This is a genomic window from Streptomyces sp. NPDC006733, assembly GCF_040636125.1.
Taxonomy (GTDB): Bacteria; Actinomycetota; Actinomycetes; order Streptomycetales; family Streptomycetaceae; genus Actinacidiphila.
In genome coordinates this window covers 1-25,806 of record NZ_JBEYJD010000039.1, presented here as the reverse complement: position 1 = coordinate 25,806, position 25,806 = coordinate 1, and the positions used below count along the sequence as shown (strand labels likewise).

Annotated in this window: 27 protein-coding genes and 1 tRNA gene; 12 read left to right on the top strand and 16 right to left on the bottom strand. The window is 70.2% G+C overall.

Going from position 1 to position 25,806, the window contains the following annotated elements; genetic code table 11:
- Positions 1 to 45: 45 nt before the first annotated feature.
- The 4 genes from ABZ721_RS29925 (at position 46) to ABZ721_RS29910 (ending at position 4,280) form a co-directional block, all read left to right on the top strand.
- Positions 46 to 2,094 (top strand): glycosyl hydrolase family 28-related protein, encoded by a 2,049-nt coding sequence (locus ABZ721_RS29925; RefSeq protein WP_358791875.1) that lies wholly within the window; start codon positions 46 to 48, stop codon positions 2,092 to 2,094.
- 169 nt (positions 2,095 to 2,263) lie between these two features.
- On the top strand, positions 2,264 to 3,196 hold the full coding sequence (locus tag ABZ721_RS29920) for a MurR/RpiR family transcriptional regulator (protein ID WP_358791874.1): 933 nt from the start codon (positions 2,264 to 2,266) through the stop codon (positions 3,194 to 3,196).
- Positions 3,197 to 3,484: 288 nt separating this feature from the next.
- Positions 3,485 to 3,862 carry a hypothetical protein gene (locus tag ABZ721_RS29915; protein ID WP_358791873.1) on the top strand — a complete coding sequence of 126 codons (378 nt, stop codon included), beginning with the start codon at positions 3,485 to 3,487 and terminating at the stop codon, positions 3,860 to 3,862.
- A 40-nt stretch (positions 3,863 to 3,902) separates the two neighbouring features.
- A complete protein-coding gene (locus tag ABZ721_RS29910; protein WP_358791872.1) occupies positions 3,903 to 4,280 on the top strand; it encodes a hypothetical protein in 378 nt (125 codons plus the stop codon).
- A 288-nt stretch (positions 4,281 to 4,568) separates the two neighbouring features.
- On the opposite strand, the gene ABZ721_RS29905 is transcribed toward ABZ721_RS29910, so the two are convergent.
- The 3 genes from ABZ721_RS29905 to ABZ721_RS29895 all read right to left on the bottom strand — a co-directional run bounded on the left by ABZ721_RS29905 (position 4,569) and on the right by ABZ721_RS29895 (position 6,244).
- Positions 4,569 to 4,736: a hydrophobic protein gene (locus tag ABZ721_RS29905; RefSeq protein WP_269274751.1), complete on the bottom strand. Its 168-nt coding sequence runs from the start codon at positions 4,734 to 4,736 to the stop codon at positions 4,569 to 4,571.
- Positions 4,737 to 4,810: 74 nt separating this feature from the next.
- Positions 4,811 to 5,137, bottom strand: coding sequence for a MerR family transcriptional regulator (locus ABZ721_RS29900; RefSeq protein WP_358791871.1), 327 nt, complete (start codon positions 5,135 to 5,137; stop codon positions 4,811 to 4,813).
- A 1,033-nt stretch (positions 5,138 to 6,170) separates the two neighbouring features.
- Positions 6,171 to 6,244 (bottom strand) — tRNA-Gly (locus ABZ721_RS29895).
- A gap of 463 nt (positions 6,245 to 6,707) precedes the next feature.
- Here ABZ721_RS29895 and dcd point away from each other — a divergent pair.
- Entirely contained in the window at positions 6,708 to 7,283 is a 576-nt protein-coding gene (gene dcd / locus ABZ721_RS29890; protein ID WP_358791870.1) for a dCTP deaminase, read from the top strand.
- 1 nt (position 7,284) lies between these two features.
- Positions 7,285 to 7,782 (top strand): phosphoribosyltransferase, encoded by a 498-nt coding sequence (locus ABZ721_RS29885; protein ID WP_358791869.1) that lies wholly within the window; start codon positions 7,285 to 7,287, stop codon positions 7,780 to 7,782.
- A gap of 54 nt (positions 7,783 to 7,836) precedes the next feature.
- Here ABZ721_RS29885 and ABZ721_RS29880 read toward each other — a convergent pair whose 3' ends face one another.
- Positions 7,837 to 8,754 (bottom strand): Yip1 family protein, encoded by a 918-nt coding sequence (locus ABZ721_RS29880; protein ID WP_358791868.1) that lies wholly within the window; start codon positions 8,752 to 8,754, stop codon positions 7,837 to 7,839.
- Positions 8,755 to 9,018: 264 nt separating this feature from the next.
- Between ABZ721_RS29880 and ABZ721_RS29875 the strand changes: the two genes are divergently transcribed.
- Entirely contained in the window at positions 9,019 to 9,792 is a 774-nt protein-coding gene (locus ABZ721_RS29875; RefSeq protein ID WP_358791867.1) for a thioredoxin domain-containing protein, read from the top strand.
- 111 nt (positions 9,793 to 9,903) lie between these two features.
- Here the strand turns inward: ABZ721_RS29875 and ABZ721_RS29870 are convergent, their stop codons facing one another.
- Positions 9,904 to 12,189 (bottom strand): (Fe-S)-binding protein, encoded by a 2,286-nt coding sequence (locus ABZ721_RS29870; protein WP_358791866.1) that lies wholly within the window; start codon positions 12,187 to 12,189, stop codon positions 9,904 to 9,906.
- Positions 12,190 to 12,532: 343 nt separating this feature from the next.
- On the opposite strand from ABZ721_RS29870, the gene dnaK reads away from it, so the two are divergent.
- From dnaK to ABZ721_RS29850, 4 genes are read left to right on the top strand one after another with little or no spacing between them, the layout of a single operon-like run.
- Positions 12,533 to 14,389, top strand: coding sequence for a molecular chaperone DnaK (dnaK, locus tag ABZ721_RS29865; RefSeq protein WP_358791865.1), 1,857 nt, complete (start codon positions 12,533 to 12,535; stop codon positions 14,387 to 14,389).
- The gene (gene grpE / locus ABZ721_RS29860) at positions 14,386 to 15,051 is read left to right on the top strand and encodes a nucleotide exchange factor GrpE (RefSeq protein ID WP_358791864.1); all 666 of its coding nucleotides are present in this window, start codon (positions 14,386 to 14,388) and stop codon (positions 15,049 to 15,051) included. Before dnaK ends, grpE begins: the two co-directional genes overlap by 4 nt.
- Before the next feature lie 30 nt (positions 15,052 to 15,081).
- Complete coding sequence (gene dnaJ / locus ABZ721_RS29855) at positions 15,082 to 16,278, top strand: molecular chaperone DnaJ (protein WP_358791863.1); 1,197 nt, start codon at positions 15,082 to 15,084, stop codon at positions 16,276 to 16,278.
- Between the two features lies 1 nt (position 16,279).
- Positions 16,280 to 16,732 (top strand): helix-turn-helix transcriptional regulator, encoded by a 453-nt coding sequence (locus ABZ721_RS29850; RefSeq protein WP_277439280.1) that lies wholly within the window; start codon positions 16,280 to 16,282, stop codon positions 16,730 to 16,732.
- A 100-nt stretch (positions 16,733 to 16,832) separates the two neighbouring features.
- Here the strand turns inward: ABZ721_RS29850 and ABZ721_RS29845 are convergent, their stop codons facing one another.
- From ABZ721_RS29845 to ABZ721_RS29805, 9 genes are all read right to left on the bottom strand, one after another.
- Positions 16,833 to 17,090 (bottom strand): hypothetical protein, encoded by a 258-nt coding sequence (locus ABZ721_RS29845; protein ID WP_358791862.1) that lies wholly within the window; start codon positions 17,088 to 17,090, stop codon positions 16,833 to 16,835.
- Positions 17,087 to 17,302, bottom strand: a complete 216-nt coding sequence (locus tag ABZ721_RS29840; RefSeq protein ID WP_358791861.1) for a hypothetical protein — start codon at positions 17,300 to 17,302, stop codon at positions 17,087 to 17,089. The genes ABZ721_RS29845 and ABZ721_RS29840 overlap by 4 nt, the downstream gene beginning before the upstream one ends.
- Before the next feature lie 90 nt (positions 17,303 to 17,392).
- Complete coding sequence (locus tag ABZ721_RS29835) at positions 17,393 to 18,262, bottom strand: peptidoglycan-binding protein (protein WP_358791860.1); 870 nt, start codon at positions 18,260 to 18,262, stop codon at positions 17,393 to 17,395.
- A 10-nt stretch (positions 18,263 to 18,272) separates the two neighbouring features.
- Positions 18,273 to 18,494 (bottom strand): hypothetical protein, encoded by a 222-nt coding sequence (locus ABZ721_RS29830; RefSeq protein ID WP_358791859.1) that lies wholly within the window; start codon positions 18,492 to 18,494, stop codon positions 18,273 to 18,275.
- A gap of 54 nt (positions 18,495 to 18,548) precedes the next feature.
- Positions 18,549 to 19,163 (bottom strand): hypothetical protein, encoded by a 615-nt coding sequence (locus ABZ721_RS29825; RefSeq protein ID WP_358791858.1) that lies wholly within the window; start codon positions 19,161 to 19,163, stop codon positions 18,549 to 18,551.
- The gene (locus ABZ721_RS29820; protein ID WP_358791857.1) at positions 19,163 to 21,562 is read right to left on the bottom strand and encodes a hypothetical protein; all 2,400 of its coding nucleotides are present in this window, start codon (positions 21,560 to 21,562) and stop codon (positions 19,163 to 19,165) included. Before ABZ721_RS29820 ends, ABZ721_RS29825 begins: the two co-directional genes overlap by 1 nt.
- On the bottom strand, positions 21,549 to 22,400 hold the full coding sequence (locus tag ABZ721_RS29815) for a hypothetical protein (protein WP_358791856.1): 852 nt from the start codon (positions 22,398 to 22,400) through the stop codon (positions 21,549 to 21,551). Before ABZ721_RS29815 ends, ABZ721_RS29820 begins: the two co-directional genes overlap by 14 nt.
- A 4-nt stretch (positions 22,401 to 22,404) precedes the next feature.
- Positions 22,405 to 23,523 (bottom strand): hypothetical protein, encoded by a 1,119-nt coding sequence (locus tag ABZ721_RS29810; RefSeq protein ID WP_358791855.1) that lies wholly within the window; start codon positions 23,521 to 23,523, stop codon positions 22,405 to 22,407.
- Between the two features lies 1 nt (position 23,524).
- Complete coding sequence (locus ABZ721_RS29805; RefSeq protein WP_358791854.1) at positions 23,525 to 24,202, bottom strand: hypothetical protein; 678 nt, start codon at positions 24,200 to 24,202, stop codon at positions 23,525 to 23,527.
- A gap of 64 nt (positions 24,203 to 24,266) precedes the next feature.
- On the opposite strand from ABZ721_RS29805, the gene ABZ721_RS29800 reads away from it, so the two are divergent.
- Positions 24,267 to 24,956 carry a hypothetical protein gene (locus ABZ721_RS29800; protein ID WP_358791853.1) on the top strand — a complete coding sequence of 230 codons (690 nt, stop codon included), beginning with the start codon at positions 24,267 to 24,269 and terminating at the stop codon, positions 24,954 to 24,956.
- Positions 24,957 to 24,960: 4 nt separating this feature from the next.
- On the opposite strand, the gene ABZ721_RS29795 is transcribed toward ABZ721_RS29800, so the two are convergent.
- Both ABZ721_RS29795 and ABZ721_RS29790 read right to left on the bottom strand, forming a co-directional pair.
- Entirely contained in the window at positions 24,961 to 25,236 is a 276-nt protein-coding gene (locus ABZ721_RS29795; RefSeq protein WP_358791927.1) for a hypothetical protein, read from the bottom strand.
- Between the two features lie 101 nt (positions 25,237 to 25,337).
- A complete protein-coding gene (locus ABZ721_RS29790; protein ID WP_358791852.1) occupies positions 25,338 to 25,646 on the bottom strand; it encodes a hypothetical protein in 309 nt (102 codons plus the stop codon).
- Positions 25,647 to 25,806: the final 160 nt, after the last annotated feature.

Here is a 25,806-nt window from a genome sequence, read left to right as displayed (position 1 = left end):
CCTTCCGAGGGAGGCGCCCTCACTCCCGAGAGAAACGAGCACGCGATGTCACGGATCAGCACAGGTGCCGGGGCGGGAAGACCGGAACGGCCGCGCCGAAGAGCCGCGGTCGCGCTCGCGTCGGTGACAGCGGCGGCCGTCGGGCTCAGCCTCCTGGCCGGCGGGACGGCGTCGGCGGGTCCCGCCGCGAGCGGTCCCGGGCCGGTGGTGACGCGCGCCGCCCTCGACCCGGCGCTCGTCGCCGGCCGGGGCGCGACCGTGGGGTTCGCCGAGCAGGAGGCGGAGAACGCCGTGACCGACGGCACCGTCATCGGCCCGGACCGCACCGCGTACACGCTGCCCGCGGAGGCCTCCGGGCGGCGGGCCGTCTCCCTGGCGCCGGGCCAGTACGTCGAGTTCACGCTGCCGGCCGCGGCCGACGCGATCACCGTGCGCTACAGCATCCCGGACGCGCCGGGCGGCGGCGGCATCACCGCGCCGCTCGACGTCGCGGTGAACGGCAAGCACCGGACGACGGCGACCCTGACCTCGCAGTACTCCTGGCTCTACAACCAGTATCCGTTCACGAACGACCCGAACGCCGGGCTGCTGCACCCCGACTACTGGGTCACCGAGTGCGGCTGCGTGCCCGCCGCCACGACGCCCGCCCCGGTCTTCGCGACGCCGTTCCGCCCGAGCCACTTCTACGACGAGCAGCGCCTGCCGCTCGGCAGGAAGTACCGCGCGGGCGACAAGGTGCGGCTCACCGCGCCCGCCGGCTCCGCGGCGAGCGCCACCACCATCGACCTGCTCGACTCCCAGCTGGTGGGCGCGCCGCACGTCGCCGTCGTCGCCGCGAACGTGCTGGCGTTCGGCGCGGACCCGTCGGGGCGGCGCGACTCGGCCGACGCGATCGACCGGGCGATCGCCTTCGCGCGGCGGACGCACCTGAAGGTCTACATCCCGCCGGGCACGTACCAGGTGAACCGGCACATCATCGTCGACGACGTGACGATCGAGGGCGCCGGCAGCTGGTACACGATCATCAAGGGCCGCCAGGCGGACCTGGGTTCGGCCCACACGGGGGTCGGCTTCTACGGGAAGGAAGCGGCGGCCGGCGGCAGCAGGAACGTCCACCTCTCGGGCTTCGCCATCGAGGGCGACGTGCGCGAGCGGGTCGACACCGACCAGGTGAACGGGGTCGGCGGGGCGCTCAGCGACTCGACCGTCGACGGCCTGTACATCCACCACACCAAGGTGGGCCTGTGGTTCGACGGACCGATGACGAACCTGCGGATCACGGACAACGTCATCACCGACCAGATCGCCGACGGCCTCAACTTCCACACCGGCGTCACGCACTCGCGCGTCGCGAACAACTTCGTCCGCAACTCGGGTGACGACGGCCTCGCCATGTGGTCGGAGAAGACCGGGAACGCGAACAACACGTTCGACCACAACACCGTGCAGACACCGGTGCTCGCCAACGGCATCGCGATCTACGGCGGCACGGACAACACGGTCTCGAACAACCTCATCGCGGACCCGATCCGCGAGGGCAGCGCGATCCAGGTCGGCTCGCGCTTCGGCTCCGAGGCGTTCACCGGGCACCTGTGGATCACCGACAACACCACGGTGCGCGCCGGCACGTTCGAGCTGAACTGGAAGATCGGGCTCGGGGCGATCTGGTTCTTCGCGCTGGAGAAGAACATCGACGCGGACATCCGGGTGACCGGGGACCACTTCCTCGACAACACCTACAACGCGATCATGCTGGTCTCCGACTGGCCGGTGAAGGACCTCTACTCGATCACGAACGTCCACTTCAAGGACATCAGGGTCGACGGCACGGGCACCTCGGTGGTCAGCGGCCGGGCGGCGGGCTCCTCGACGTTCGAGAACGTCGACGCCCGCAACGTCGGCGCGGTCGGCGTCAACAACTGCGGCTCGTTCCACTTCACCCCCGCGGGATCGGAGTACTCCCTGACCGACCTCGGGGGCAACGACGGCGGCGGCACGACCGGTCCCTGGCTCGCGCCCTGGGAGCTGCCGAACACCATCACCTGCGACGACCGTCCGCCGGTGGTGACTCCGCCGGCACCGTCGGCCTGGTGACGGAACCGCCGCGGACCATCGACCGAGGGACGGGCCGGCCGTCCGGGAATCTCCCGGGCGGCCGGCCCGTCCTGTGCGACGGCGGCCGACGTGGCGGATTCGCGCGACCGATCGGCGACGGGGGGTGAGCTATGTTGAGCGGGAGCGGCAGGAACGAGGAGGCGCACCGGTGCCATCGGGGCAGCAGGCACGGGCACAGGCGGCTGCGATCACGCCGGGCGGGCAACCGCCGGGGGAGCGGCCCCCCGGGCAGGACCGTGCTCCCGTGGACCGCGTCCACGCGCTCTTCAACGGCCACCACCTCTCGCCCGGGCAGCGCCGCATCGCGCAGTACCTGATCGACCACCTCACCGAGGCCGCCTTCCTCTCCATCACGGAACTGGCCGAACGGGTGGGCGTCAGCCAGCCCTCCGTGACCCGCTTCGCGGTGTCCCTCGGCTTCAGCGGCTATCCGGCGCTGCGCGACGTCCTGCAGCCGATCGCGCTGAGCGCGGTCGCGGGGTCGCCGGAGAGCCGGGAGCAGGTCCGGCGCAACGAGCTGCAGGCGGCGGTCGACGCCGAGATCGAGAACCTGGAGAACGTGCGCCGGCTGCTCGCCGACACCGACCAGGTGCTGGACATCGGCCGCGAGCTGGCGCGCTCCGTCCCGCTGACCGTGCTCGGCCTGCGGATCTCCGCGCCGCTGGCGGAGTACTTCGCCTACGCGGCCCGCCGCATCCACCCCGACGTGCGGGTGGTGACCCGCGGCGGCAGCGTCGCCTTCGACGCGCTGCTGCAGTCCCGGGCGGCCGGCGGCGCCTGGGTGCTGGCGTTCGCCATGCCCCGGCACGCCAAGGAGACCCTGGCCGCGCTGCGGGCCGCCCGCAGCGCGGGCCTGCGCATCGCGCTGATCACGGACCTCACCCTGGGGCCGCTGGTGGACGAGGCGGACGTGGTGCTGACGGCCGGCACCGGCTCCCGCCTGGTCTTCGACTCGTACGCCGCACCGGGAATGCTCTCCGCGGCCCTGCTCCAGGCCATGGCCGACGCCGATCCGGCGCGCACGCAGGCGCGGCTGGAGTCGTACGAACAGGTCGCCGATCAGCACGGCTTCTTCCTCTGAGGACCGCCGCTTCCCGCCCTGTATGAAATTTTTCATACCCTTGCGTACTCCACGGTATATATGTTTACTGCAAGCGGCGCCCGAGCCCACCCGGCGCCACTGGAGAGTGAGACCCGCCCTCCCGACGGAACACCCGGGCCGGCGCTCCCTCCTCGTGGCGCGCCCGGGGTGTTCGCACTACCGGGCGCTCCCTTGCTGCGGAGCACCCACGGCAGCCTCGGTCAACCCCTGGGCCGGGGCTGCCAACACCCTCTCGATCAGAGATCGGCATCCTCGGAAGTGATCCGCATGTCCCAGACGACCCTCCCCACGCTCAGCCCGGACTGGCCCTGCCAGGTCAAGCCGCCCGGGAACCACGACTGGGAGCGCACGGCGACCCGCTGGCTGCGCGACCTGCTCCCGGCCCGCTACGCCGGCTACTCCACCCTCACCCGCCACCCTGCCCTCCTCGCCCGCCACGCCCAGCTCCAGCTCCAGTACGAGATGCGCGCGGTCCAGGTGGCGATGTGCACCAGCCGGGCGGAGCTGCCCACGATGGGCGTGGTGGAGGCGGTCATCGAGAACACGATCCGGCTGTACGCGGTGGAGCTGGAACAGCTCGGCCGGCTGGCCCGCGGAGTCCGCCTCGTCACCGAAGCCCTCACCCCGGCCCCGCGCCGCCGCTGACACCGAGTGCGCGCGGGCGCGGACGGGGCAGGAGTACGGCATGCGAAGCGACCGCTCCCGGGTTCCGGAGACCGACATCTGCGACCTCTGTGCCCGACGGCTCACCGACGGATGCCACCTCAGCGTGGTCCTGGACTCCTCCGCGATCCGCGACGGCAGGCGGCTGGTGGTCGCCTGCTCCCCCGCGCACCTGGCCGTCCTGCGCCAGGAGTACCGCGTCCGCCCGTTCGTCGCCGAGGAGCTGTGGTCCGGGCAGATCGACCGCGCCCAGGCCCTGCACCCCGGGCCGCTGACCCGCGACGCGCTGGCGGAGGCCACCGGCCTGAGCCACCTGGAGATCCAGCGCGCCCTGGCCTGGCGGAAGCACCGCACCTGGCAACTGCGGGAACAGGAGCAGCAGACCCCGGAGGTCGGCTGACGCCGGCGGGCGGCGGTGTCCGGAAGCAGTGGCGTCCGGGGGCGGGGCGGGTGAACTGGAGGTTCGCGTGCATGGGTCACGCGCCCCGCGCCGCCCCCGGACACCGGTCCCCTACCCACGCGATTCCGCGCTGACCCCTCGCCGGCCTCGCGCCGGCCGAGGGGGGTGATCCGAGGGGGGTGATCTGCGGGTGCCGGTCCGAGGGTGCCGGTCCGAGGCCGGGCATGGCGGAGGCCCGGCGGTTTGCCCGCCGGGCCTCAGATCCCGTGTTTCACGCGCCGGTGGTGGCTACCAGCGGTACCAGCGGTTGCGACCGCCGGAGTGCGTGCCCCGCATGACGAAGCCGAGCAGCCAGACGACCAGCACCACGACCGCGACCCACCAAAGGATCTTGAGCGCGAAGCCGGCACCGAACAGAATCAGCGCGAGCAGTAGAACCAGAAGCAGTGGACCCATGGTTATCAACCTCCTGACCAGCGGATGCCCTGCCGTGCACAGGTCATGCCTCCCAGATTCGGAGGGATCGAAGCTCAGCCGGTCGAGGCGTTGCGCAGCCTCTCGTTCAGCTGCAGTGCCTCTTCGAGCTGGTCCTCCAGCGCGACGATGCGGCAGGCGGTCTCGATGGCGGTGCCCTGGTCGACGAGCTCCCGGGCCCGGGCGGCGATCCGCAGTTGGTAGCGGGAGTAGCGGCGGTGGCCGCCCTCGGACCGCAGCGGGGTGATCAGGCGCGCCTCACCGATCGCGCGCAGGAACGCGGCGTTGGTGCCGATCATCTCGGCGGCGCGGCCCATGGTGTAGGCGGGGTAGTCCTCGTCGTCGAACCGGTCCGCGGGGGTCGCGGGGGTCTGCTCACTCATCACGCCTCTTCGTGTCCGATGGTCATCTGGCTCCTGGGGAAACGCATGGAGGGGCCCCGGTAGCCGTACCTGGCTTCCGGGGCCCCGTGGGGCGGAATCACACCATCTACATCTACCGGCGTCTGTACGCCGGTCCTGCCGTATCCGCAGTGCCGCGTGGGGGGAACGCGGGGAGCGGGGATCTTGAATGCTTGACCGGGGACCACCTTCCAATCCGGGGCCTTGCGAGTGCTCGCACACGTCGAGACGTGCGAGCGATCCTGATGGTGTCGCTCCGAACCTTCCTGCTCGTACCTGAACGTCTGATGCTGCGAACTGCTGGTACTTCAGATACTGCGGTCCTGCGCGGCAGCCCCTCCTGGGCTGCCCAGCCCGGCAGCCAATCCCCGCGACCCTCCCGCATGAAAGCGGCCGCCGGATTCCACTGCCGTGCCGTACTCGCGGGGACATCCACTCCCCAGTCCTACCGGTGGCTGTGAAGCACCACCCTGTCCGGCAGCCAGCCCCGTCGCCCGTCACGCATCTTCGCTGGCTTAGAACCCCACTGCCGAACCTCCTGGCACGCGCGCCCGCAGTCCGGCGCCTTCACCAAGATCTCTGCATCCACTGCTGGTACCGCTGTCACTCACACGGCGACCCCTCAACGGGCCACCCGACCCGGCAACCAACCCCGCGACCACGTCCACTGAACGGCCGCCGGATTCCATCACCGTGCCACACACTCTGCGCGGCAGTTCGTGTCTGCCGCGCCCTGCTGTCTTCTTGGCTACGACAGGAACACTACCCACATCCCCTGGCGAATGTCTACCGCGTCCAGAATAGATTTCTGTGACGACAGGCAGCAGGCATGCTGCTCCTACCCCACGCGCCCAGCGCGCGGCAGCGCCGCGGCGCAAAGGAAGGGCCGACGGGCCCGACTCGGACCGCGCTCCCCGGCGCCGGGTGCAGGCAGCGGCCACGACAGCCCCCGAACGGCCCGGACAACAAACCCGGACAACAAAGAAGCCCCGGGCCGCTGGCCCGGGGCTTCATGTGGAGCGAGTGACGGGAATCGAACCCGCGCTCTGAGCTTGGGAAGCTCATGTTCTACCATTAAACTACACTCGCGCGGCACGCCGGTTGGGGCGTGTCACCGTCGCATACTGTACCGCATTGTCGGCCCTGGGCGCGTTCTGCCCGGGGCCTTCGTGCTGTTGTGGCGCGGGAGCGGGTGGTGGGGATGCGACTGCGGGGGGCGGGTGTTGGGGCGTAGCGTGGGGGCCGGAGCGGCGTGTGGAACCTGGCCCGGCTCATCCCCTAATGTGGCTTTTGTCGTCCACGAAAGTTGGGGAAGGAACCGATGGAGCGCACCGTCGTTCGTTGTGCCGAGGGGCACGTATTCAGCACCGCGACGTTCCCGCTGCAGAATCTGGGGGTCGGCCGGCTGGGACCCGGGCGGTTGTTGAGGTGTCCGCGCTGTGCGCGGTTGCGGCATGCGGTGCCGGTGGAGAACGGGAAGTAGCGCAGGTGGTGCCGCGCGGCTCCGGCCAGGATTGGGCCGGGGCCGCGTCGTCCGCGTAACCTTCGGGACGTGCTTCTCTCAGACAAGGACATCAGGGCCGAGATCGACAGCGGACGGGTGCGGGTCGACCCCTTCGACGAGTCGATGGTGCAGCCGTCGAGTATCGACGTGCGGCTGGACCGGCTCTTCCGCGTGTTCGAGAACCACCGGTACCCGCACATCGACCCGGCGGTGGAGCAGAGCGATCTGACCCGGCTGGTCGAGCCGGAGGGCGATGAGCCGTTCATCCTGCACCCCGGTGAGTTCGTGCTCGCGTCGACCTACGAGGTCATCACGCTTCCCGACGACCTCGCCTCGCGCCTGGAGGGCAAGAGCTCGCTGGGCCGGCTGGGCCTGGTGACCCACTCGACGGCCGGGTTCATCGACCCGGGCTTCTCCGGGCACGTGACGCTGGAGCTGTCGAACCTGGCGACGCTGCCGATCAAGCTGTGGCCGGGGATGAAGATCGGCCAGCTGTGCCTGTTCCGCCTGACGTCGCCGGCCGAGCACCCGTACGGCTCGGAGCGGTACGGCTCGCGCTACCAGGGCCAGCGGGGGCCGACGGCCTCGCGGTCGTTCATGAACTTCCACCGGACGCAGGTCTGACATGGCACCGGTACGGGAGAACCTGACGTACGAGGGCTTCGGGCACGCCGTGCGCGAGCTGGCCCAGGCGATCGCGGACGACGGGTTCGAGCCCGACATCGTGCTGTCGATCGCGCGCGGCGGCGTCTTCGTCGCCGGCGGGCTGGCGTACGCGCTGGACTGCAAGAACATCCACCTGGTGAACGTCGAGTTCTACACGGGTGTGGGCACCACGCTGGAGATGCCCGTGATGCTGGCGCCGGTGCCCGACGCCATCGACTTCGGCAACAAGCGCGTGCTCATCGCCGACGACGTCGCCGACACCGGCAAGACGCTCAAGCTGGTGCACGACTTCTGCGTGGGGCACGTCGCCGAGGTCCGCAGCGCGGTGATCTACGAGAAGACGCAGTCTCTCGTGAAGTGCGAGTACGTGTGGAAGCGCACCGACGACTGGATCAACTTCCCGTGGTCCGTCGACGAGCCGGTGGTCCGGCGCGAGGGACAGGTCCGGGACGCCTGAGCCGGCAGGATCGAACGTAAGGGGCGCCCTCCCGTGGAGGGCGCCCCTTACTGCTCAGATCACCGGGAGCTTGAAGAGGACCAGCAGCGCGACCAGTTGGATCGAGGCCGCGCCGAGCGCCTTGGGCCAGGGCAGGTCGTGGGACTTGCTCACCATGGACGTGAGCAGGGCCGCGCAGGCGAGCCAGGTGACCCAACCGAGGATCTGCACGAGCCCGTTGGCGCTGCCGAGGAACATGGCGAACAGCAGGCGCGGCGCGTCGGTGAGCGATGTCACGAGCATCGCCAGGCCGACGGTCGGGGCCCAGGAGCCGTCGCCGCCGAGCTGGCGGGCCAGCGCGTGCGTCACGGTGCCCAGCATCAGGCCGCTGAGCGTGACGGCGACGCCCGTGCTGATCACCCACGGCACGCTGGACGACACCGTGGCGTTGAGGACGTCCTCGCGGGCCGCGTCGAAGCCGAAGACCGCCAGCAGGCCGTAGAGGAACGTCACGGTCAGGGCCGGGCCCCAGACCGCGTAGTCGCGCATCTGCCAGAAGGTGTGGCCGGGGCGCAGCACGATGCCGCTGATCAGCTGCTTCCAGTGCAGGCGCGGCCCGGAGGGCGGCGCGGCGGCCTGGCCCGCCCGGTAGGTGGCGATGTTGTCGCCGTCCTGGCCGGGGCCGGTGTACGGCCCGTACTGGTCGGGGGAGCCGGGCAGGGTGAAGGCGCGGGTGTGGCCCGGGTTGTCGTTGTACGCCGGGGCCGGGGCGCTGCCCGGTGCCGGCTCGCCGAAGTACTCGGGTTCGCCGGACGGGCCGCCGGGGTGGCCCCCGCCGCCGTATCCGTTCCCCTGGCCGCCGTACCCGCTGCCCTGCCCGCCTCCGTAGCCCTGCGGATAACCCTGTGGTTGCCCGTAGTTCTGAGGCCCACCGTGCTGGGGCGCCTGCTGCCCGCCGTGGTCCCGTCCGCGTCGATTCCTGAATCCAGCCACGTCATCGAACGTACCCGCTTCCGCCCGGCGCCGGGTCGGGAGGCCGGTGCTGCGGGGGGCTTTGCGTCCATTCTGTGACACGTGACGCCCGCACCTTTCATGATTGTTTACGGGTGATTCGGGTGGCTTGTGCCGAGACTGGTGGGACTGATGGGAACTTAGGCTCATGAGAGCGACCGAACATCGTGAGTTCCGTGGGTTCCGGGATCCAGTGGACCCAGCGGACTCAGTGCACGCAGCCGTCACCTTCGAAGGAGCCGTCCCATGGCCGTACGTACCGCTCGCCACGTCAGAAGCGCGGGAATCGCGGCCGTCGCCGCCGCGGTGCTCGCGATGACGGCGACCGGGTGTGGCCCGTCGGGGTCGGGTTCCGACGCGGGGGGCGACCCCAAGCCGTTCGCGAAGGCCGGCGGCGGTGCCGAGGCCGGCGGCGGTGCCAAGGCGGCCACCGGCGCGGGCACGCTCGCGCAACTGCCTGCCCGGATGGCCGCGGACGGTACGGCGATCGTGCTCGGAGACCCGAAGGCGCCGCACACCGTGCAGGTCTACGAGGACCCGCGCTGCCCGTACTGCAAGCGCTTCGAGGCGGGCGGCGGCACCGCGCTCGTGCCGCTGGTGAAGGACGGCAAGGTCAAGGTCGAGTACACGATCGCGTCCTTCCTCGACGCGAACTTCGGCGGCAGCAGCTCGAAGAAGGCGGCCAACGCGCTGCGCGCGGCCGTCGACGCGGGGAAGTTCGCCGAGTTCCACGCGGCGCTCTTCCAGAACCAGCCCGAGGAGCCCGACGACGGCTTCACCGACGCCTTCCTGCTCAAGATCGCGGACACGGTGCCGGGCCTGAATAGCACGGCCTTCCAGGCGGCGGTCAAGGGCCAGACCCACAAGGAGTGGGTGAAGACGTCCGAGAAGGCCTTCGAGGCCTCGGGCTCGCAGGGCACACCGACGGTCCTGGCGGACGGCAAGAAGATCACGCCGGGCGAGGCCGTGTATGACGCGGCGGCGCTCACCAAGGCGCTGAAGGAACTCGGCATCGGCTGACGGGCCCGCTCAAGGGAGCTCGGCATCGGCTGACGCCGTACCGGGAACACGACGACGGCCTGCCCTCCCCGCTCGGGGAAGGCAGGCCGTCGTCACGCCGACCGTCAGGCGTCAGGAGGTGCTGGTCGCCCCCGCGGGCTCCTCCGCGGAGCCCTCAGGGCCTTCGGGGCCCTCGCCGCCGTCCGGAGTCACCGGGGCCTTGACCGACTGCAGCAGCAGCTGCGAGACGTCCACGACCTGAAGGTTCTCCTTCGCCTTGCCGTCGTTCTTCTTGCCGTTGACGGAGTCGGAGAGCATCACCAGGCAGAACGGGCAGGCGGTGGAGACGATGTCCGGGTTGAGGGACAGCGCCTCGTCCACGCGCTCGTTGTTGATGCGCTTGCCGATCCGCTCCTCCATCCACATGCGCGCGCCGCCGGCGCCGCAGCAGAAGCCGCGCTCCTTGTGCCGGTGCATCTCCTCGTTGCGGAGGCCGGGCACCGCCTTGATGATGTCGCGCGGCGGTGTGTAGACCTTGTTGTGCCGACCCAGGTAGCAGGGGTCGTGGTACGTGATCAGGCCCTCGACCGGGGTGACCGGGACGAGCTTGCCCTCGTCCACCAGGTGCTGCAGCAGCTGCGTGTGGTGGATCACCTCGTACTCGCCGCCGAGCTGCGGGTACTCGTTGGCGATGGTGTTGAAGCAGTGCGGGCAGGTCGCGACGATCTTCTTCTTGGCCTTCTCGACGACGACGCCCTCTTCGGCATCCTCACCGAACGCCATGTTCAGCATCTCGACGTTCTGCTGGCCGAGCTGCTGGAAGAGGAACTCGTTGCCCAGGCGGCGGGCGGAGTCGCCCGTGCAGTTCTCCTCGCCGCCCATGATGGCGAAGGAGACACCGGCGATGTGCAGCAGTTCGGCGAAGGCCTTGGTGGTCTTCTTCGCGCGGTCCTCCAGGGAGCCCGCGCAGCCGACCCAGTACAGGTACTCGGTCTCGGAGAGGTCCTCGATGTCCTGGCCCACGACCGGGACCTCGAAGTCGACCTCCTTGACCCAGGCCAGCCGCTGCTTCTTGGCCAGGCCCCAGGGGTTGCCCTTCTTCTCCAGGTTCTTGAGCATCGTCCCGGCCTCGCTCGGGAACGCCGACTCGATCATCACCTGGTAGCGCCGCATGTCGACGATGTGGTCGATGTGCTCGATGTCGACCGGGCACTGCTCGACGCAGGCGCCGCACGTGGTGCAGGACCACAGGACGTCCGGGTCGATGACGCCGTTCTCCTCGGCGGTGCCGATGAGCGGGCGCTCGGCCTCCGCCAGGGCGGCGGCCGGCACGTTCGCCAGCTGCTCGGGCGTCGCCTTCTCGTTGCCCTCGGCGTCCTTGCCGCCACCCGCGAGCAGGTACGGCGCCTTGGCGTGCGCGTGGTCGCGCAGCGACATGATCAGGAGCTTGGGGGAGAGCGGCTTGCCGGTGTTCCAGGCGGGGCACTGCGACTGGCAGCGGCCGCACTCGGTGCAGGTGGAGAAGTCGAGCAGGCCCTTCCAGGAGAAGTGCTCGATCTGGGAGACGCCGAACTGGTCGTCCTCGCCCGGGTCCTCGAAGTCGATCGGCACGCCGCCCGACGCCATCGGCTGCAGCGCGCCCAGCGCGACGTCGCCGTCGGCCTCGCGCTTGAACCAGATGTTGGGGAAGGCGAGGAAGCGGTGCCAGGCGACACCCATGTCCGTCTTCAGCGCGACCGTGATCATCCAGATGAAGGACGTGCCGATCTTGATCATCGCGGTGAGGTAGATCAGGTTCTGCAGCGTGCTGACGTCCGTGCCCCTGAAGGCCGCGACCAGCGGGTACGAGGCGAAGTACGCGGCCTCGTAGCCGTGGACGCCGGCGAGGGCGCCCTCCAGGCCGCGCAGGGTCATGATCGCGAGGCCGATGATGAGGATGACGGCCTCGACGAAGTACGCCTGGCCGAAGTTGGAGCCCGCGAACCGGGACTTGCGGCCCGCCCGGTGGGGCAGCGAGAGCTGCCGGATGACGATCAGCGTGAGGATGCCGAGCGTCGTCATCAGCCCGATGAACTCGACGAAGACCTCGTACGGCAGCCAGTGGCCGATGATCGGCAGCACCCAGTCGGCCTGGAAGAGCTGGCCGAAGGCGTTGACCAGGGTCGCCACGAGCGAGAAGAAGCCGACGGCGACGAACCAGTGGGCGACGCCCACGATCCCCCAGCGGTTCATCCGGGTGTGCCCGAGGAACTCCTTGGCCACGGTGACGGTGCGCTGCACGGGCTCATCGGTGCGGGTGCCCGCGGGTACGTTCTGGCCGAGCTTCACGAAGCGGTAGATCTGCGCGATGGCTCGGCCGAACAGTGCCGCGCCGACCACGGCGAGTACCAGCGACACAAGGATCGCGGCGAGTTGCATTTCGGGGCTCCTCGGGCCTGCGAGAGCGGGGATTACTAAGCGGTAACTTATCCAGTCTCCCGCTGAGATTACCCGGGAAGTGGGGCCTCATACAGCCGCCCAGCCGGTGATCTGTGTCGCTGTGTCACCGATGGCTCCGCCGGGTCGCCCCGGGGCCGGTCGCGCAGATCCATTCCGGCGCCTCGCTTCCGGCGAAGGCCCAGGTCAGAGCCTCGCAATCGACGCTGTGAGCGATCGAACAGTCGAAGAGTTGAGTCTCCTCCACTCAGCTCTGTTGACAGGTTTCGGTCTCTGATGCACGCTTGAGCCAGTTCCACTCAAGTCAGTCGCTGGAGGATTCACCATGGCACGTGCGGTCGGCATCGACCTGGGCACGACTAATTCCGTCGTCAGCGTTCTCGAAGGCGGCGAGCCCACCGTCATCACCAACGCAGAGGGCGCCAGGACCACGCCGTCCGTCGTCGCCTTCGCCAAGAACGGCGAGGTGCTCGTCGGCGAGGTGGCCAAGCGCCAGGCGGTCACGAACGTCGACAGGACCGTCCGGTCGGTCAAGCGCCACATGGGCACCGACTGGAAGATCAACGTTGACGGCAAGGACTTCAACCCGCAGCAGATGAGCGCCTTCATCCTGCAGAAGCTGAAGCGCGACGCCGAGGCCTACCTCGGGGAGAAGGTCCAGGACGCGGTCATCACCGTCCCGGCGTACTTCAACGACTCCGAGCGCCAGGCGACCAAGGAGGCCGGTGAGATCGCGGGCCTCAACGTCCTGCGCATCGTCAACGAGCCGACGGCCGCCGCCCTGGCCTACGGCCTCGACAAGGACGACCAGACCATCCTCGTCTTCGACCTCGGTGGCGGCACCTTCGACGTCTCGCTGCTCGAGATCGGCGACGGCGTCGTCGAGGTGAAGGCCACCAACGGTGACAACCACCTCGGTGGTGACGACTGGGACCAGCGCGTCGTCGACTACCTGGTGAAGCAGTTCGCCAACGGTCACGGCGTGGACCTGTCCAAGGACAAGATGGCCCTCCAGCGCCTCCGCGAGGCCGCTGAGAAGGCGAAGATCGAGCTGTCCTCGTCCACCGAGACCTCGATCAACCTGCCCTACATCACGGCGTCCGCCGAGGGCCCGCTGCACCTGGACGAGAAGCTCACCCGCGCCCAGTTCCAGCAGCTCACCTCGGACCTGCTGGACCGCTGCAAGAACCCGTTCAACAACGTCATCAAGGACGCCGGCATCCAGCTGTCCGAGATCGACCACGTCGTTCTGGTCGGCGGCTCGACCCGTATGCCCGCCGTCGCCGAGCTCGTCAAGGAGCTGACCGGCGGCCAGGACGCCAACAAGGGCGTCAACCCGGACGAGGTCGTCGCCATCGGCGCCGCACTGCAGGCCGGTGTCCTGAAGGGCGAGGTCAAGGACGTCCTGCTGCTCGACGTCACCCCGCTGTCCCTGGGTATCGAGACCAAGGGCGGCATCATGACGAAGCTCATCGAGCGCAACACCACGATCCCGACCAAGCGCTCCGAGATCTTCACGACGGCCGAGGACAACCAGCCGTCCGTCCAGATCCAGGTCTACCAGGGCGAGCGCGAGATCGCCGCGTACAACAAGAAGCTCGGGATGTTCGAGCTGACCGGTCTGCCGCCCGCCCCGCGCGGGATGCCGCAGATCGAGGTCACCTTCGACATCGACGCGAACGGCATCATGCACGTCGGCGCCAAGGACCTCGGCACCGGCAAGGAGCAGCGCATGACCGTCACCGGCGGCTCCGCGCTGCCGAAGGACGACATCGACCGCATGATGCGCGAGTCCGAGCAGTACGCGGAGGAGGACCACAAGCGCCGCGAGGCCGCCGAGACCCGTAACCAGGCAGAACAGCTCGTCTACCAGACGGAGAAGTTCATCGCCGACAACACGGACAAGCTCCCGGCGGACGTGAAGGAAGAGGTCGAGACGACCGTCGCGGACCTCAAGGAAGCGCTCAAGGGCGAGGACGTCGCCGCGATCCGCGAGGCCACCGAGAAGGTCGCCGCCACCAGCCAGAAGCTCGGCACGGCGCTCTACGCCAACGCCCAGGCCGAAGGCGCCGGCGCGGCCGGTCCCGAGGACGCCGCGGGTGCCGGCCAGGCCCACGCCGACGACGACGTCGTCGACGCCGAGATCGTGGACGAGGACAAGCCGAAGGACGGTGCCGCGTGACGGAGGAGTCGAAGGGCTTCGACAAGGAGCCCGACGTCCCCTCCGATGCCGCGGAGTCCGAGAGCGCCACGCCCGACGACGAAGCGGCGAAGGCCGCCGGTTCCGCCCCTGAGGCGGAGCCGGCGGCCCCGGCCGGGGACGCGAACCAGATCACTGCCCTCAAGGCCCAGCTGGACCAGTCCCGCACCGCGCTCACCGAGCGCACCGGGGACCTCCAGCGGCTCCAGGCGGAGTACCAGAACTACCGCCGCCGGGTGGAGCGGGACCGCATCGCGGTCAAGGAGGTCGCTGTCGCGAACCTGCTGACCGAACTGCTCCCGGTACTCGACGACATCGGCCGCGCGCGGGATCATGGCGAACTGGTCGGCGGCTTCAAGTCCGTCGGCGAGTCGCTGGAGACCGTGGTGGCCAAGCTGGGCCTGCAGCAGTTCGGCAAGGAGGGCGAGCCCTTCGACCCGCTGGTGCACGAGGCCCTCATGCACAGCTACTCGCCGGATGTCACGCAGACCACCTGCGTGCAGATCCTGCAGCCCGGCTACCGGATCGGTGAACGGACCATCCGCCCGGCCCGCGTCGCCGTCGCCGAGCCCCAGCCGGGCGCGGCGGGCAAGGGCGAGGACGAGGCGTCTGACGAGGAGAGCGGTGGCCCGGAAGAGGGCTGACGCGACACACGGGAAGGAGGGACGGCGAGGATGAGCATCAGCAGGGACTTGTACGAGAAGGACCTCTACAAGGTCCTCGGCGTCCCGAAGGACGCGACCGAGGCGGAGATCAAGAAGGCGTACCGGAAGCTCGCCCGCGAGTTCCACCCGGACGCCAACAAGGGCGACGCCAAGGCCGAGGAGCGCTTCAAGGAGATCTCCGAGGCCAACGACGTCCTGTCCGACGCCAAGCGCCGCAAGGAGTACGACGAGGGCCGCGCGCTGTTCGGCAACGGCGGGCTGCGCAGCGGTCCCGGCGGTGCCGGCGGCCAGGGCGGTTTCGGCTTCGACCTGGGCGACCTCTTCGGAGGCGCCCAGGGCGGCCAGCAGACCGGCCAGGCCGGCGGCTTCGGCGGCGGTCTCGGCGACGTCTTCGGCGGCCTGTTCAACCGGGGCGCCGGCGGCACCGGCACCCGGGTCCAGCCGCGCCGCGGCCAGGACATCGAGTCCGAGGTGACGCTCAGCTTCACCGAGGCGGTGGACGGGGCCACGGTCCCGCTCCGGATGTCCAGCCAGGCGCCGTGCAAGGTCTGCTCCGGCACCGGGGACAAGAACGGCACCCCCCGGGTCTGCCCGACCTGCGTCGGCACCGGCCAGGTGTCGCGCGGCGGCGGTGGCGGTTTCTCGCTCACCGACCCGTGCGTGGACTGCAAGGGCCGCGGGCTCATCGCCCAGGACCCCTGCGACGTCTGCAAGGGCAGCGGGCGTGCCCGCAGCTCCCGCACCATGCAGGTCAGGATCCCCGCGGGCGTCACCGACAACCAGCGGATCCGGCTGCGCGGCAAGGGCGCGCCGGGCGAGCGCGGCGGCCCGGCCGGCGACCTGTACGTCGTCGTCCATGTCGCCAAGCACCCGGTGTTCGGCCGCAAGGAGGACAACCTCACCGTGACGGTGCCGGTCTCCTACCCGGAGGCCGCGCTCGGCGGGGAGATCAAGGTACCGACGCTCGGCGGTCCGCCGGTCACCCTGAAGCTGCCCCCGGGCACGCCGAACGGGCGTACTCTGCGGGCCCGCGGCAAGGGAGCGCTCCGCAAGGACGGCAGCCGGGGTGACCTGCTGGTCACCGTGGAGGTCGCGGTACCGGAGAAGACCGAGGGCAAGGCGCTCGACGCGCTGGAGTCCTACCGGGAGGCCACCGCGGAGTTCGACCCGCGGGCAGAACTCTTCAAGGCCGCGAAGGGAGCCTGACATGGACGGCATGCGTGGCGGTCGGATGCGTCATCCGTATCAGCTGACGGAGGAGTCACCGGTCTACGTCATCTCGGTGGCGGCCCAGCTCTCCGGGCTGCATCCGCAGACGTTGCGCCAGTACGACCGTCTCGGCCTGGTCTCCCCCGACCGCACGGCCGGCCGCGGCCGCCGCTACTCGGCCCGCGACATCGAGCAGCTGCGCGAGGTGCAGCGGCTGTCGCAGGACGAGGGCATCAACCTCGCCGGCATCAAGCGCATCATCGAGCTGGAGAACCAGGTGGCCGCGCTGCAGGCGCGCGTCGCCGAGCTCGCGGCGGCCGCCGAAGGCATGTCGGCCGCCATCCAGCAGCGCGAGGCCGCCGTGCACGCCTCCTACCGCCGGGACCTGGTCCCGTACCAGGAGCGGCAGACGACCGCGCTGGTCGTCTGGCGCCCCAAGCGGAACGACTGACCGCGACTCCGTAGGTACGCGGAAGCCCGGCACCCTCGGGGGGTGGCGGGCTTCCGCGCGTGCCGGGGCTGCTTCGCGTGCCGGTGCCGGGGGCGGGCGGTCAGAGGCCGCGCGCCTGCCAGAGCGCCACGCCGAGCGCCGCGCAGGAGGTCAGCGCCGCCACCGACGGCAGCGGCCAGCGGGACCGCTCCAGCCGGTCGAGCCGCTGCTCGTGCTCGTCCAGCGCCTTGTCCGCCTGGTCGGCGCGTTGCAGCAGGAGCGCCAGGTCACCCCGGGTGGTGGCGAACCCGACGTCCACCGACCGGCGGAGCCGTTCCAGTTCCACGGCGACGCCCAGGCTCTCCAGTTCGCGTGTCACCGCCCACCCTCCCTCCGCAGCCAGGACGGCAGCAGCCGCTCCACGGCCGGTACCGACATCAGCCGGCTGAGCGCGGCGGCCCCGGCGACGGCTGCCGCGAGGGCCGGCACGGCGGCGACCCCCGGGTCGTCGGCGAGCAGCGGCAGCGCGGCGAGCAGCGCGAACGCGGCCTGTACGGCGGTGCGCAGCGGTCTGCGCAGGGAGTCCTTCATGTGCTGTCACCTTTCCTGGTGTCATCGACGTGCCATCGGACGTGCCATCGGCGTACCTCGGACCTGCCATCGGCGTACCTCGGACGTGCCTCAGGTGTGCGGGACGTGCAGCCGGTCCCAGCTGGCGCGCCCGGGGATGCCGTCGGCGTCGCCCCCGCGGTAGCCGAGCTTGCGCTGCCAGGCGGCGTACGACTCCTGGTCGGCCCCGGTCCACACCGGGCCCGGCCCCTGGGCGTACCGGCCGCACCCCTCGGCGACCAGCCGCCGCCCGAGCGCCGTGACCAGCGGGCTGCGCCGTCCCGGCGCGAAGAACCCGGCGCCGGGGAACGGCTCGTACGACGGCTGCGGGGTCGGCTGCGGAGCCGGGCCCGGCCGGGCGCCGAGCCGTGCGGTGACGCGGTCACGCATGGCCGGCATGGAGAACGACGGGTCGTCCTTGCGCCGCGTCCACTCCTTGTGGCCGATCACGCTCCCCCCGTGCCAGCCGTGCGCGCGGCAGATCGCGGCCGACACCCGCTCGGCGGCGTCCAGTTGGGCGGCCGGGTACGGGTCGCGGCCGTCACCGCGGTTCTCGATCTCGAAGCCGTAGAAGTGGACGTTGCCGTCGACGGCGTCAGGACCCGGTCGCGCGGGCTGCGCGGACTCGGCGACGACCGCGTCGTACGCGGCCTGCGAACCGCGGCCCGCGTGGTTGGTGCGGCCGTAGCCGACGAGGTGGACCCGGCCGTCCTTGGAAATCACTCCGACGCACAGGGGCCCCGGGAGTTCCGGGTAGCCCGTGCGGCAGAAGTCGACGCTGTCGGTGCCCGCGGTGTGATGCAGCATCACACCGTTGACCGGGCCCCAGGCGCCGATGTGGTTGCGGTTGTGGGTGGACCAGCCGCTGTGTTCGGTGACCTGGACGCCTTCGGCGCGCAGCGCGCGCAGGAAGCTGTCGGCGGACAGGGGATGGGTGGTCATCGGGGCCTCCTCACGCGGCCGGCGGGCTGAAACCGAACGGTTCGGCGCTGACGACGGGGACGGCGGCGCCGTCCTCACCGGTGCCGGCCGGCGCGCCCGCCCCGATCTGCACGGGGTCGCGCAGCAGCAGGTAGCGGGAGAGCCGCGCGGCCACGGAGTCGGCGAGGGTGCGCAGCTGGTCGTCGGTGAGGGTGACGGGGGTGGCGGGGGTCTCCGTGACGGAATCGGACATGGCGGTGCCTCCTTGGGGCGGCGGGATGGGGCCTCTGACTCAGTCGCCTCGGACTCAGTCGAGGAAGAAGAACGCGCCGTCGGGAAAGCCGACGTAGGTGTAACCGGCGACGGTGTTCTGGCCGAGGTTGCGGACCACCCCGGCGGGAGTGATCTCCAGCCGGGTGGTGCCCTCCTGGTTGTAGTTGGCGGTGACGACGTCCGAGCAGGTGGCGGCGATGGTCGCGATGGCGACGGGCCGCGCGCCGGCCGGCAGGGTCAGCAGGGTCGACGCGCGGGCGATGACGCCGGCCGTCGCGGGCGAGAGCCAGCCGCGCAGGTACACCCGGTTGTCGATCTTCCGGTACTGCGGCGCGGGGTAGCCGGTCTGGCCGGTGATCCCGGCCACGAAGCCGGTGCCCGGCGTGAGCGTCTGCCAGCCGCTGTCGGCGGGCTCGTGCACGTTCACCCAGCCGGTGCCGTTGTGGACGGTGAGCAGGGCGGGCGTGGTGAGCCAGGCGACCATGCCGGCCTGCGGCGCGGTCACCTTCGCCGTCCGCTCGGCGGCGTCGGTGAAGCGCAGCACCGTGCGGCCGTCCAGCGCGGTGGCCAGGGACTGCAGGTGCGCCGGGATGTCGGCGGCGTCGGACGGTGCGGGATAGGGGAGCTGGCAGAGCGGGGTCAGGTACATCAGAGGTACTCCTTGAGGGCGCGGTAGGAGGTGCCGGTCAGTTCCGACAGGGCCGCGTGCGCGCTCTTGACCTCGGCGTAGGTGCGCAGCCGGCTCGCGTCCGGGTCGGTGGGCGGGTCGGCGGCGAGCCAGAAGTCGTAGGGCGTGCCGTTGTACGACGTGCCGCGCAGGGTGAGCGTCTGCTGGACGGGCGTGCCGGGAGCGGCGGACGTGCGGATGCCGATCACGTAGGCGAGGGTGTCGAGTTCGGCGCCCGTGCCGTCCACGACGCGGACGACGTCCCCGAGCTGTACGCGCGGGTCGTACAGCACCTCGACCTCGGAGAGCGTCGGCACCGGGAAGCTGCCCACGTCCCGGAGCGTGTTCGCCAGCTTCTGCGCGGTGGCCCCGTCCTGGACCCACTCGGCGCCCGACGCGGCGTACTGCTGCAGGCCGTAGTACTTCTGGCTGTCGGTGTTCCAGCTGGCGCGGCTGTACTGGGCGGGAGCGCCGTCCACCTTGAGCGGGGCGACCACGATGGACGGCTTGCCGTCCTTGGTGGTCGTCCAGAGCGTCTTGCTGCCGCGGTTGGTGAAGCGCAGCACCATGTTCGTGGCGACCCGGCGGACCGAGACGAGCACGGCGCCCTTGACGGCCGTACCGCCGGACACGTCCTTCACGTAGGCGTCACCGAAACGGACCCGGCTGCCGCCCGTGAGCGGGGCCGCGTCGTCGTACGGCACCGGAGGGCCGACCTCGAACCCCTCCTCGGGGACGGGGTACGGGACGTCCACCGAGTGACCGGGCGGGATCTGCAGCACGCCCTCAGGGCTGAATTCGTCGCTGAAGTCGAACTTCAGCCCCGTCAGGTCCTGGTAGGGCTGCTCGCAGTAGTTGCGGCAGGCGTCCATCTCCTCGGAGACGGTCAGGCCGGCGATCTCCCGCAGCGAGGTGACGGTCAGGTCCGGGGTTGTCGGCGGCCGCGACAGCCGCAGGTAGTTCCGCCAGCGGAAGACCCCGTACTCGTCGAACTCGGCGGTGGACATGCTGACCCGGGCGATCTCGCTGATCGCCTCCCACTGCGAGCCGGACACCCGGGGCAGGGTGAGGAGCGGCAGTACGGGGTCGTCCAGCTCGACGGACCTCGTGATCACGCCGTGCTGCGCGAAGTCCGCGGAGGCGAACGACTCCGGGACGCGCGTGGTGAGCTGGACGGCCTCGGTGGCCATGTCGGTGATCAGCTCGACGCTGCTGAGCTCGGCGTCCGGCTGCGCGGCCGACGGGTCGACGAACGTGCCGACGCCGCCGGTCAGCCGGACGCCGTCCGGGCCGACGAGCATCGGTTGCACGGAGGGCGTCGTGCCGCCCGCCGCGGCGGCCGGGGTGACCACCATGCCGAAGTGCCAGGCGCCCTTGAGCCGGGAGAGCACGTCCCAGCGCCAGGAGAAGCGCCACGAGGCACCGCCTTCGGTGCCGGACTGGGCGTAGACCTTGCCCTCCGCGAAGTCGACCACGAAGGAGAGGTAGCCCCAGCCGGCACCGCGCCGGTCGAGGCGCAGCCGCAGCTCGACGGTGTCACCCGGACCGCTCCCGCTGTTGACATGGGTCTCGACCAGCCAGCGGTCGGTGCTCGGCGTGAGCAGCCGGCTGCGCGGGGTCCACGACATCGACAGCCGGCGGTTCCTGGGCCGCAGCGCCATGGTGTAGGGCGCGCCGTCCCGGACCCACGTGTACTGACCGGGGTCCGGCACGGTCTCCGGCTGGCCGAAGGCGGAGTTCACCCCGCCGTGCAGGGAGGCGTACAGCACGGTGAACAGGTCGGTGTCGCCGCCCTGCCCGTTCGAGTCGAGGACGTCGGCCTCCGGCGCGCGCGGCGGCTGGCAGCTGGCCAGGCCGCCCTGGCGCAGCAACTCGTCCACGCACCAGACCTCGGAAGCGATCGGCCGCTTCCAGCTGAACCCGGAGTACGGGTTGTTGAACTGCGCGGGGCCGCGCAGCCGTTCCGCGCCGTCGAGCGCGGTGATGTGCACCGTGTCGCCGCCGGAGGCGGCGCTGCGGGAGCGGACCGTGCCGCGGAAGACGGGCAGGTCGTGGCCGTCGAGCCCGGCCGCGTGCACCACGGTCTGGCCCGGCCGGACCGCGTCTCCCGGGATGCGCGGCGCCCAGGGGGAGTAGAGCCGCGGGGCGGACTCCTCCTCCGTACCGGAGATGTCCAGCTCCAGCTGGGCGGCGGAGCTGCCGGAGAAGGCGCGCATGGCGGCGGGCAGATCGGTGTTGTAGGAGCGTTCCACGGACCAGGCCTGGAGCCGGCCGACGGCCAGGGTGCCGCCGAGGACCGTGCCCCCGAGCCGGGTGCTGTGGCTGGGTGTCCGCTCTCCCGAGGCGAGGGCCGCGGCGAGCTTCGGATCAGCGGATCGCACTGTTCACCTCCACCAGGTCGATCGAGATGTTGCGGTGGGGCAGGCGCGGCGCGGGGGTGTCGGAGTACGCGGTGACACACATCGCGGGGCAGCCGTCCCCCGGCGCACCGGCGACCGCCGGCCCGTCGACGGCCAGGCAGGCGCCGTCGATGCCCAGCAGGTTGCTGACCTCGCCGGGGACTCCGAGCGGCGTGACGAAGCACGCCCCGGCCGGGACGTCCGCGCTGAGGCTCCGGCCGGCCGCCTTCGTGCTGGACAGGTAGTCGCCCGACGGGCCCTTCCAGTCCAGCTGCGCGGTGCACTTCGCCTCGTTCCACCAGGCGGGCAACTGCCAGGAGATCCGCATGCCGGCGGCCACCGGCCAGCCGGGCCAGGTCCCGTGGCGCCACCCGACGGTGTCGTCCACGGCCTTGGTGACCGCGATCCACCCGTTGCCCATGAACGGGGTGAACGCCACCCCGCCCTTGGCCGCGTACCAGGGCATCTCGGATGCGGCGGGCCCGCTGCGGCCAGCCGCCTGCAGCGCGCCCAGCAGGTTGGCCGCCGCCGGGTCGATCAGCGCCACCGGGCCCGGCTCCACGTTTCCGCTGCTCCAGGAGCCGAAACTGGTCACCCGGCGGGCCAGCTGGTCCAGGTGCCGGGCGTCCTCCGGCAGCAGCCAGTCCCACGAGAGCTTGGTGCGGCGCGGGGTGAAGCGGGTGCGCGAGAGCGTCACCGTGCCGTCCAGTGCCCGGAACTCCGTCACCCCGAGGTCCGCGCTGCGGTCCCACGAACGAGCGGCCTGCGTGATCTCACGCAGGCCGCTCACGGGGGAACCGATCCATAGATTGCTGCTCATACGCTCACCTCCGTGCGAGCTGGCGCTGTCCGACGAGGACGGCGCGGGCGATGGTCTGGGAGTCGACCTTGACCTCGACCGGCCGTTCGGCCAGCCGTTCCACGGCCTGCGCGAGCCGGTGCATCGCGGCCGCCCCGGCCGGCGACCCCTGCCCCAGCACCCGCTCCAGCTTGCTGAGCGGGATGACGGCCTCGGCCTCGCCGGCCTCGCCGAGCAGCGCCAGCCGGCCGCCGACGCGCGGCTGGACGACGCCGCCCTCGGCGAGCTGCGGGATCTGGGGGATCGACGGGATGTGCACGCCGAAGTGCCGGCCGCCGTAGTGCGGCACCCAGTCGGGAACGGTGAAGCTGATCCCGTTGAGCGCGCCGATCATGCCGTTCAACATGCTGATCAGCGACCGCGGCAGGAACGTGTACGCGTTCGCCAGGCCCTTGATCAGCGGCACCAGGAAGTCCTTGGCGCTCGACGCGCCGGACTTGATGCCCTTCCAGGCGAGCGCCATGCCCTTCTTGAGCAGGGCGGTGACCTTGTCCATGTTGACGAACTGCGTGATCAGCGGCGCCAGCAGCGTCATGACCAGCCCGAACGGACTCGCCATCATGGTCAGGTTGAGCCCCTTCTGCGCGAGGCTCGCCCCCTTGAGCCCCTTCCCGAGCCCACCCATCGCCTTACCGGTCCCGTCAGCGCCCTTGCCGGCCTTGCCGACGGACTTCTCGACGGCGTCGGCCTGCGACTTCACGTCCTTGAGCGCGGCATGCGACCCGCCGGCGGAGGTCTTCAGCCGATCGAGCGAGGCCTTGAGCTTGTCGGCTCCGCCCTTGGCCTTGGTGAGCGAGGCATCGGTGGTACCGAGGGTGGACTTGAGCTGATTGAGCCCGGACCCGCCCTGGGTGGCGGAGGTCCGCAGCTTGCCGAGGGACGTGCTCACCCCGTCCGCCCCTGACTTCATCCGCGTGAGAACGGGAAGGCCCTGGCTCGCCGCGGTCTTCGTCTGGTTGATCCCGGTGCCGGCCTGGCCGGCGGCGGACTTGATGCGGTTCAACGCTGCCGAGAGCTGCCCGGCGGCGGATCCCAGGCGGCGGAAGGAGGAGGTCGAGCCGTTCAGTGACGCTATCAATGTCATGTCAGACGCCCCCCAGGGTCTTGATGAGTTCTTCGATGGCACCGCGCAACATCTTCACGTCGCCGGCGACGCCTCGTGCGCTGGGATTCTCCGTATCCGCGCCCCTGCCTTTGGCGTTTCTCCGCTGCGTGTCGGAACCAGCTGTGAGCTGGTTGTTCTTGTTCTGCTGGGCCCGCTTGAGGGACTCGGCGGACTCCTGCCGGACGCGCTTCAGTTCGTTGATCTCGGTATCATGCTTCGCGATTGCTTCGAACGCATTGTCCAGGTTGCGCTTGGCGGCTGCGGCAGCCAGTTTTTTGTCCTCCGCGTCTCTCTTCTCCTTCGCGGTGCGCATGAATTCTTCGATCTTCTTCACCTTGCCAGTGAACTTCGCGGGCCAGGGCCTTGCCGCACCGAGAATGGAAAGACCCTTCTCGTCGATCTTGACGATGGACGGGTCGACCTTGAGAAACTGCCCGGTGAGGACGGTGCCGACGAGCATGTAGCGAATCCATTTGGCCTTCTCGTTCAGTTTCTCGATGTCCTTGCTGTTCTCCTTGAGGTGGGAAACCGTTTTCTTTTCCGACGTATGCAGGCCGTCGACCCGTGTGGTGAGCGTGGACAGGGAATTTCTCAGGCTGCTGATGTCTGATTCTGCGGTTTTGAGATCTCTATCTACTTCTGGGAGGTTTCGTGTCATCTTTAAGGCGCTCCAATGCTGCCAACTGCTCCTGGGCGCGCGAGCGAACCGATAGCATCCGGCCATGGATCACGTGAAGCGTGTGCGGAGAATGGTCCGACGGTCCGTGCCCGACGGGCTCGGAGCGCGCGTCATATTCGTTGCTCCAGCAACAGGATTCTTCGCGGGAAAATACTCGACCGGCTACTTCGTCAAGCGCGCCGCGGTTATTTCGGAGGCGTTCTCGCCGGGCGCGGGACTTGACGTCATCTATTACTCCGACAGAGCTCCCGAAGTTCTGCGGACTCCGACGGTCCACCTCGAAACAGTGGATGAGTGGATCGCTGAGTGGGCGACCCTCCCCAATAGCCGACACATTCTGGGACCGCGGCTCCCCTCCAGTAGGATCGAGGATTACCTCGAGCAGGAAGTCGGTTGGGTGGGCAGCGACATGGAATCTGCTGCCTCTTTCGTGAGCACCGAATTCCCCGGCGGTCCTGATGCGCAGCTTGTGCTGTTCAGAATGTCAGAGCTCGGAACGAAGGAACTGATCCGGAAGATTGCCGAGAGTTCGCCGCGAAATACGTTCTGGCAGTGCTTTGCCGAGGTCGATGACGTGGGCTACGAGTGGTCTGACCGGTCCGCCCGGCGCGGCGGTCTGTTGTCGAACCTGTGGTGCTTCTCCGGCGAGTCCTGGAGTTATCGGGCGATCACGCTGGGCTTTCGCCGCTGGGCCGCGAAAGGCCCTACGGACCAGGTCCAGCTGCCCCGGTAAAGGGTCATGAGAAGAAGCGGATGAGTTCCGTGTCCGACGGGTGCGGCGGCGAATCCTGGGCCGCGGGCTGCGGGGCGTCCGTGCTGCCGGGGCGGGGGGTCGGGGTGGGGAACTCCAGGGGGTCGGAGTCCTCGTCGCGGTTGACCGTGGCGAACATCCAGTTGGACTCCGCGAGATGGTCGACCGCGGCGGCCAGGAGGTAGTCCGTCACCGACCAGTCGGCGGCTTCGCCGTGGAGTTCGCGGAGGGTGGCGCTGTCCCGGGGGAGGTGGGCGACCAGGACGGAGAGGCGGCGGCTGGAGAGCCGGCCGCGGTGCCAGTCGAGGAGGTCGAGGCCGTAATGGCGGAGGAGGTCCGCCTCGAGGGCCTCGGCGTGTTCGTCTACGAACTCGCCGAGGCTGAGCCTTCCCCCAGGCCGAGCCCGGTCTCCTGGCCGTACGCCTCCAGGATGGCGCCGATGTCCTGCATCGTGACCTCGTGCTGGTTGAAGCGGTCGAACTGGGCGCTGCCGAGCAGGAGCTGGAGCAGGCCGTCGATGTCGTTGTCGTCGAGGTCGCGCAGCTTGCGGGCGGTGGTGCGGTTCAGCTCGGTGGGGAGCTCGAAGGCGTCCCCGTCGAGTTCGAAGGTCCAGGCGCGGCCGAGCGCTTCGAGGCGCTGGGCGCGGGCGGCGTTGACGTTGAAACCGGCCATGTGTCTCTCCAGTCGGGCTGTCGGGCTGTGGAACGGGGGCGCGGTCGGCCCGGCGCCGCCGGAGCGGCCCGCGGGCCACATCCTTCGCACAGCAAAGCAGCCCGGGCAGCCCGAGGCCGCATCCGAGGATAGATACGCCGTTACGGCTCGATGAGCGCCG

What these genes read in the sequence shown, in the direction of transcription:
- dnaJ (WP_358791863.1), top strand. Translation starts at nt 15,082, where the DNA reads ATGAGCATCAGCAGGGACTTGTACGAGAAGGACCTCTACAAGGTCCTC.
- dnaK (WP_358791865.1), top strand. Translation starts at nt 12,533, where the DNA reads ATGGCACGTGCGGTCGGCATCGACCTGGGCACGACTAATTCCGTCGTC.
- ABZ721_RS29850 (WP_277439280.1), top strand. Translation starts at nt 16,280, where the DNA reads ATGGACGGCATGCGTGGCGGTCGGATGCGTCATCCGTATCAGCTGACG.
- ABZ721_RS29910 (WP_358791872.1), top strand. Translation starts at nt 3,903, where the DNA reads ATGCGAAGCGACCGCTCCCGGGTTCCGGAGACCGACATCTGCGACCTC.
- ABZ721_RS29900 (WP_358791871.1), bottom strand. Translation starts at nt 5,137, where the DNA reads ATGAGTGAGCAGACCCCCGCGACCCCCGCGGACCGGTTCGACGACGAG.
- ABZ721_RS29925 (WP_358791875.1), top strand. Translation starts at nt 46, where the DNA reads ATGTCACGGATCAGCACAGGTGCCGGGGCGGGAAGACCGGAACGGCCG.
- ABZ721_RS29800 (WP_358791853.1), top strand. Translation starts at nt 24,267, where the DNA reads ATGGATCACGTGAAGCGTGTGCGGAGAATGGTCCGACGGTCCGTGCCC.
- ABZ721_RS29815 (WP_358791856.1), bottom strand. Translation starts at nt 22,400, where the DNA reads ATGAGCAGCAATCTATGGATCGGTTCCCCCGTGAGCGGCCTGCGTGAG.
- ABZ721_RS29790 (WP_358791852.1), bottom strand. Translation starts at nt 25,646, where the DNA reads ATGGCCGGTTTCAACGTCAACGCCGCCCGCGCCCAGCGCCTCGAAGCG.
- ABZ721_RS29805 (WP_358791854.1), bottom strand. Translation starts at nt 24,202, where the DNA reads ATGACACGAAACCTCCCAGAAGTAGATAGAGATCTCAAAACCGCAGAA.
- ABZ721_RS29885 (WP_358791869.1), top strand. Translation starts at nt 7,285, where the DNA reads ATGGCACCGGTACGGGAGAACCTGACGTACGAGGGCTTCGGGCACGCC.
- ABZ721_RS29810 (WP_358791855.1), bottom strand. Translation starts at nt 23,523, where the DNA reads ATGACATTGATAGCGTCACTGAACGGCTCGACCTCCTCCTTCCGCCGC.
- ABZ721_RS29875 (WP_358791867.1), top strand. Translation starts at nt 9,019, where the DNA reads ATGGCCGTACGTACCGCTCGCCACGTCAGAAGCGCGGGAATCGCGGCC.
- ABZ721_RS29870 (WP_358791866.1), bottom strand. Translation starts at nt 12,189, where the DNA reads ATGCAACTCGCCGCGATCCTTGTGTCGCTGGTACTCGCCGTGGTCGGC.
- ABZ721_RS29830 (WP_358791859.1), bottom strand. Translation starts at nt 18,494, where the DNA reads ATGTCCGATTCCGTCACGGAGACCCCCGCCACCCCCGTCACCCTCACC.
- ABZ721_RS29835 (WP_358791860.1), bottom strand. Translation starts at nt 18,262, where the DNA reads ATGACCACCCATCCCCTGTCCGCCGACAGCTTCCTGCGCGCGCTGCGC.
- ABZ721_RS29915 (WP_358791873.1), top strand. Translation starts at nt 3,485, where the DNA reads ATGTCCCAGACGACCCTCCCCACGCTCAGCCCGGACTGGCCCTGCCAG.
- ABZ721_RS29825 (WP_358791858.1), bottom strand. Translation starts at nt 19,163, where the DNA reads ATGTACCTGACCCCGCTCTGCCAGCTCCCCTATCCCGCACCGTCCGAC.
- ABZ721_RS29840 (WP_358791861.1), bottom strand. Translation starts at nt 17,302, where the DNA reads ATGAAGGACTCCCTGCGCAGACCGCTGCGCACCGCCGTACAGGCCGCG.
- ABZ721_RS29905 (WP_269274751.1), bottom strand. Translation starts at nt 4,736, where the DNA reads ATGGGTCCACTGCTTCTGGTTCTACTGCTCGCGCTGATTCTGTTCGGT.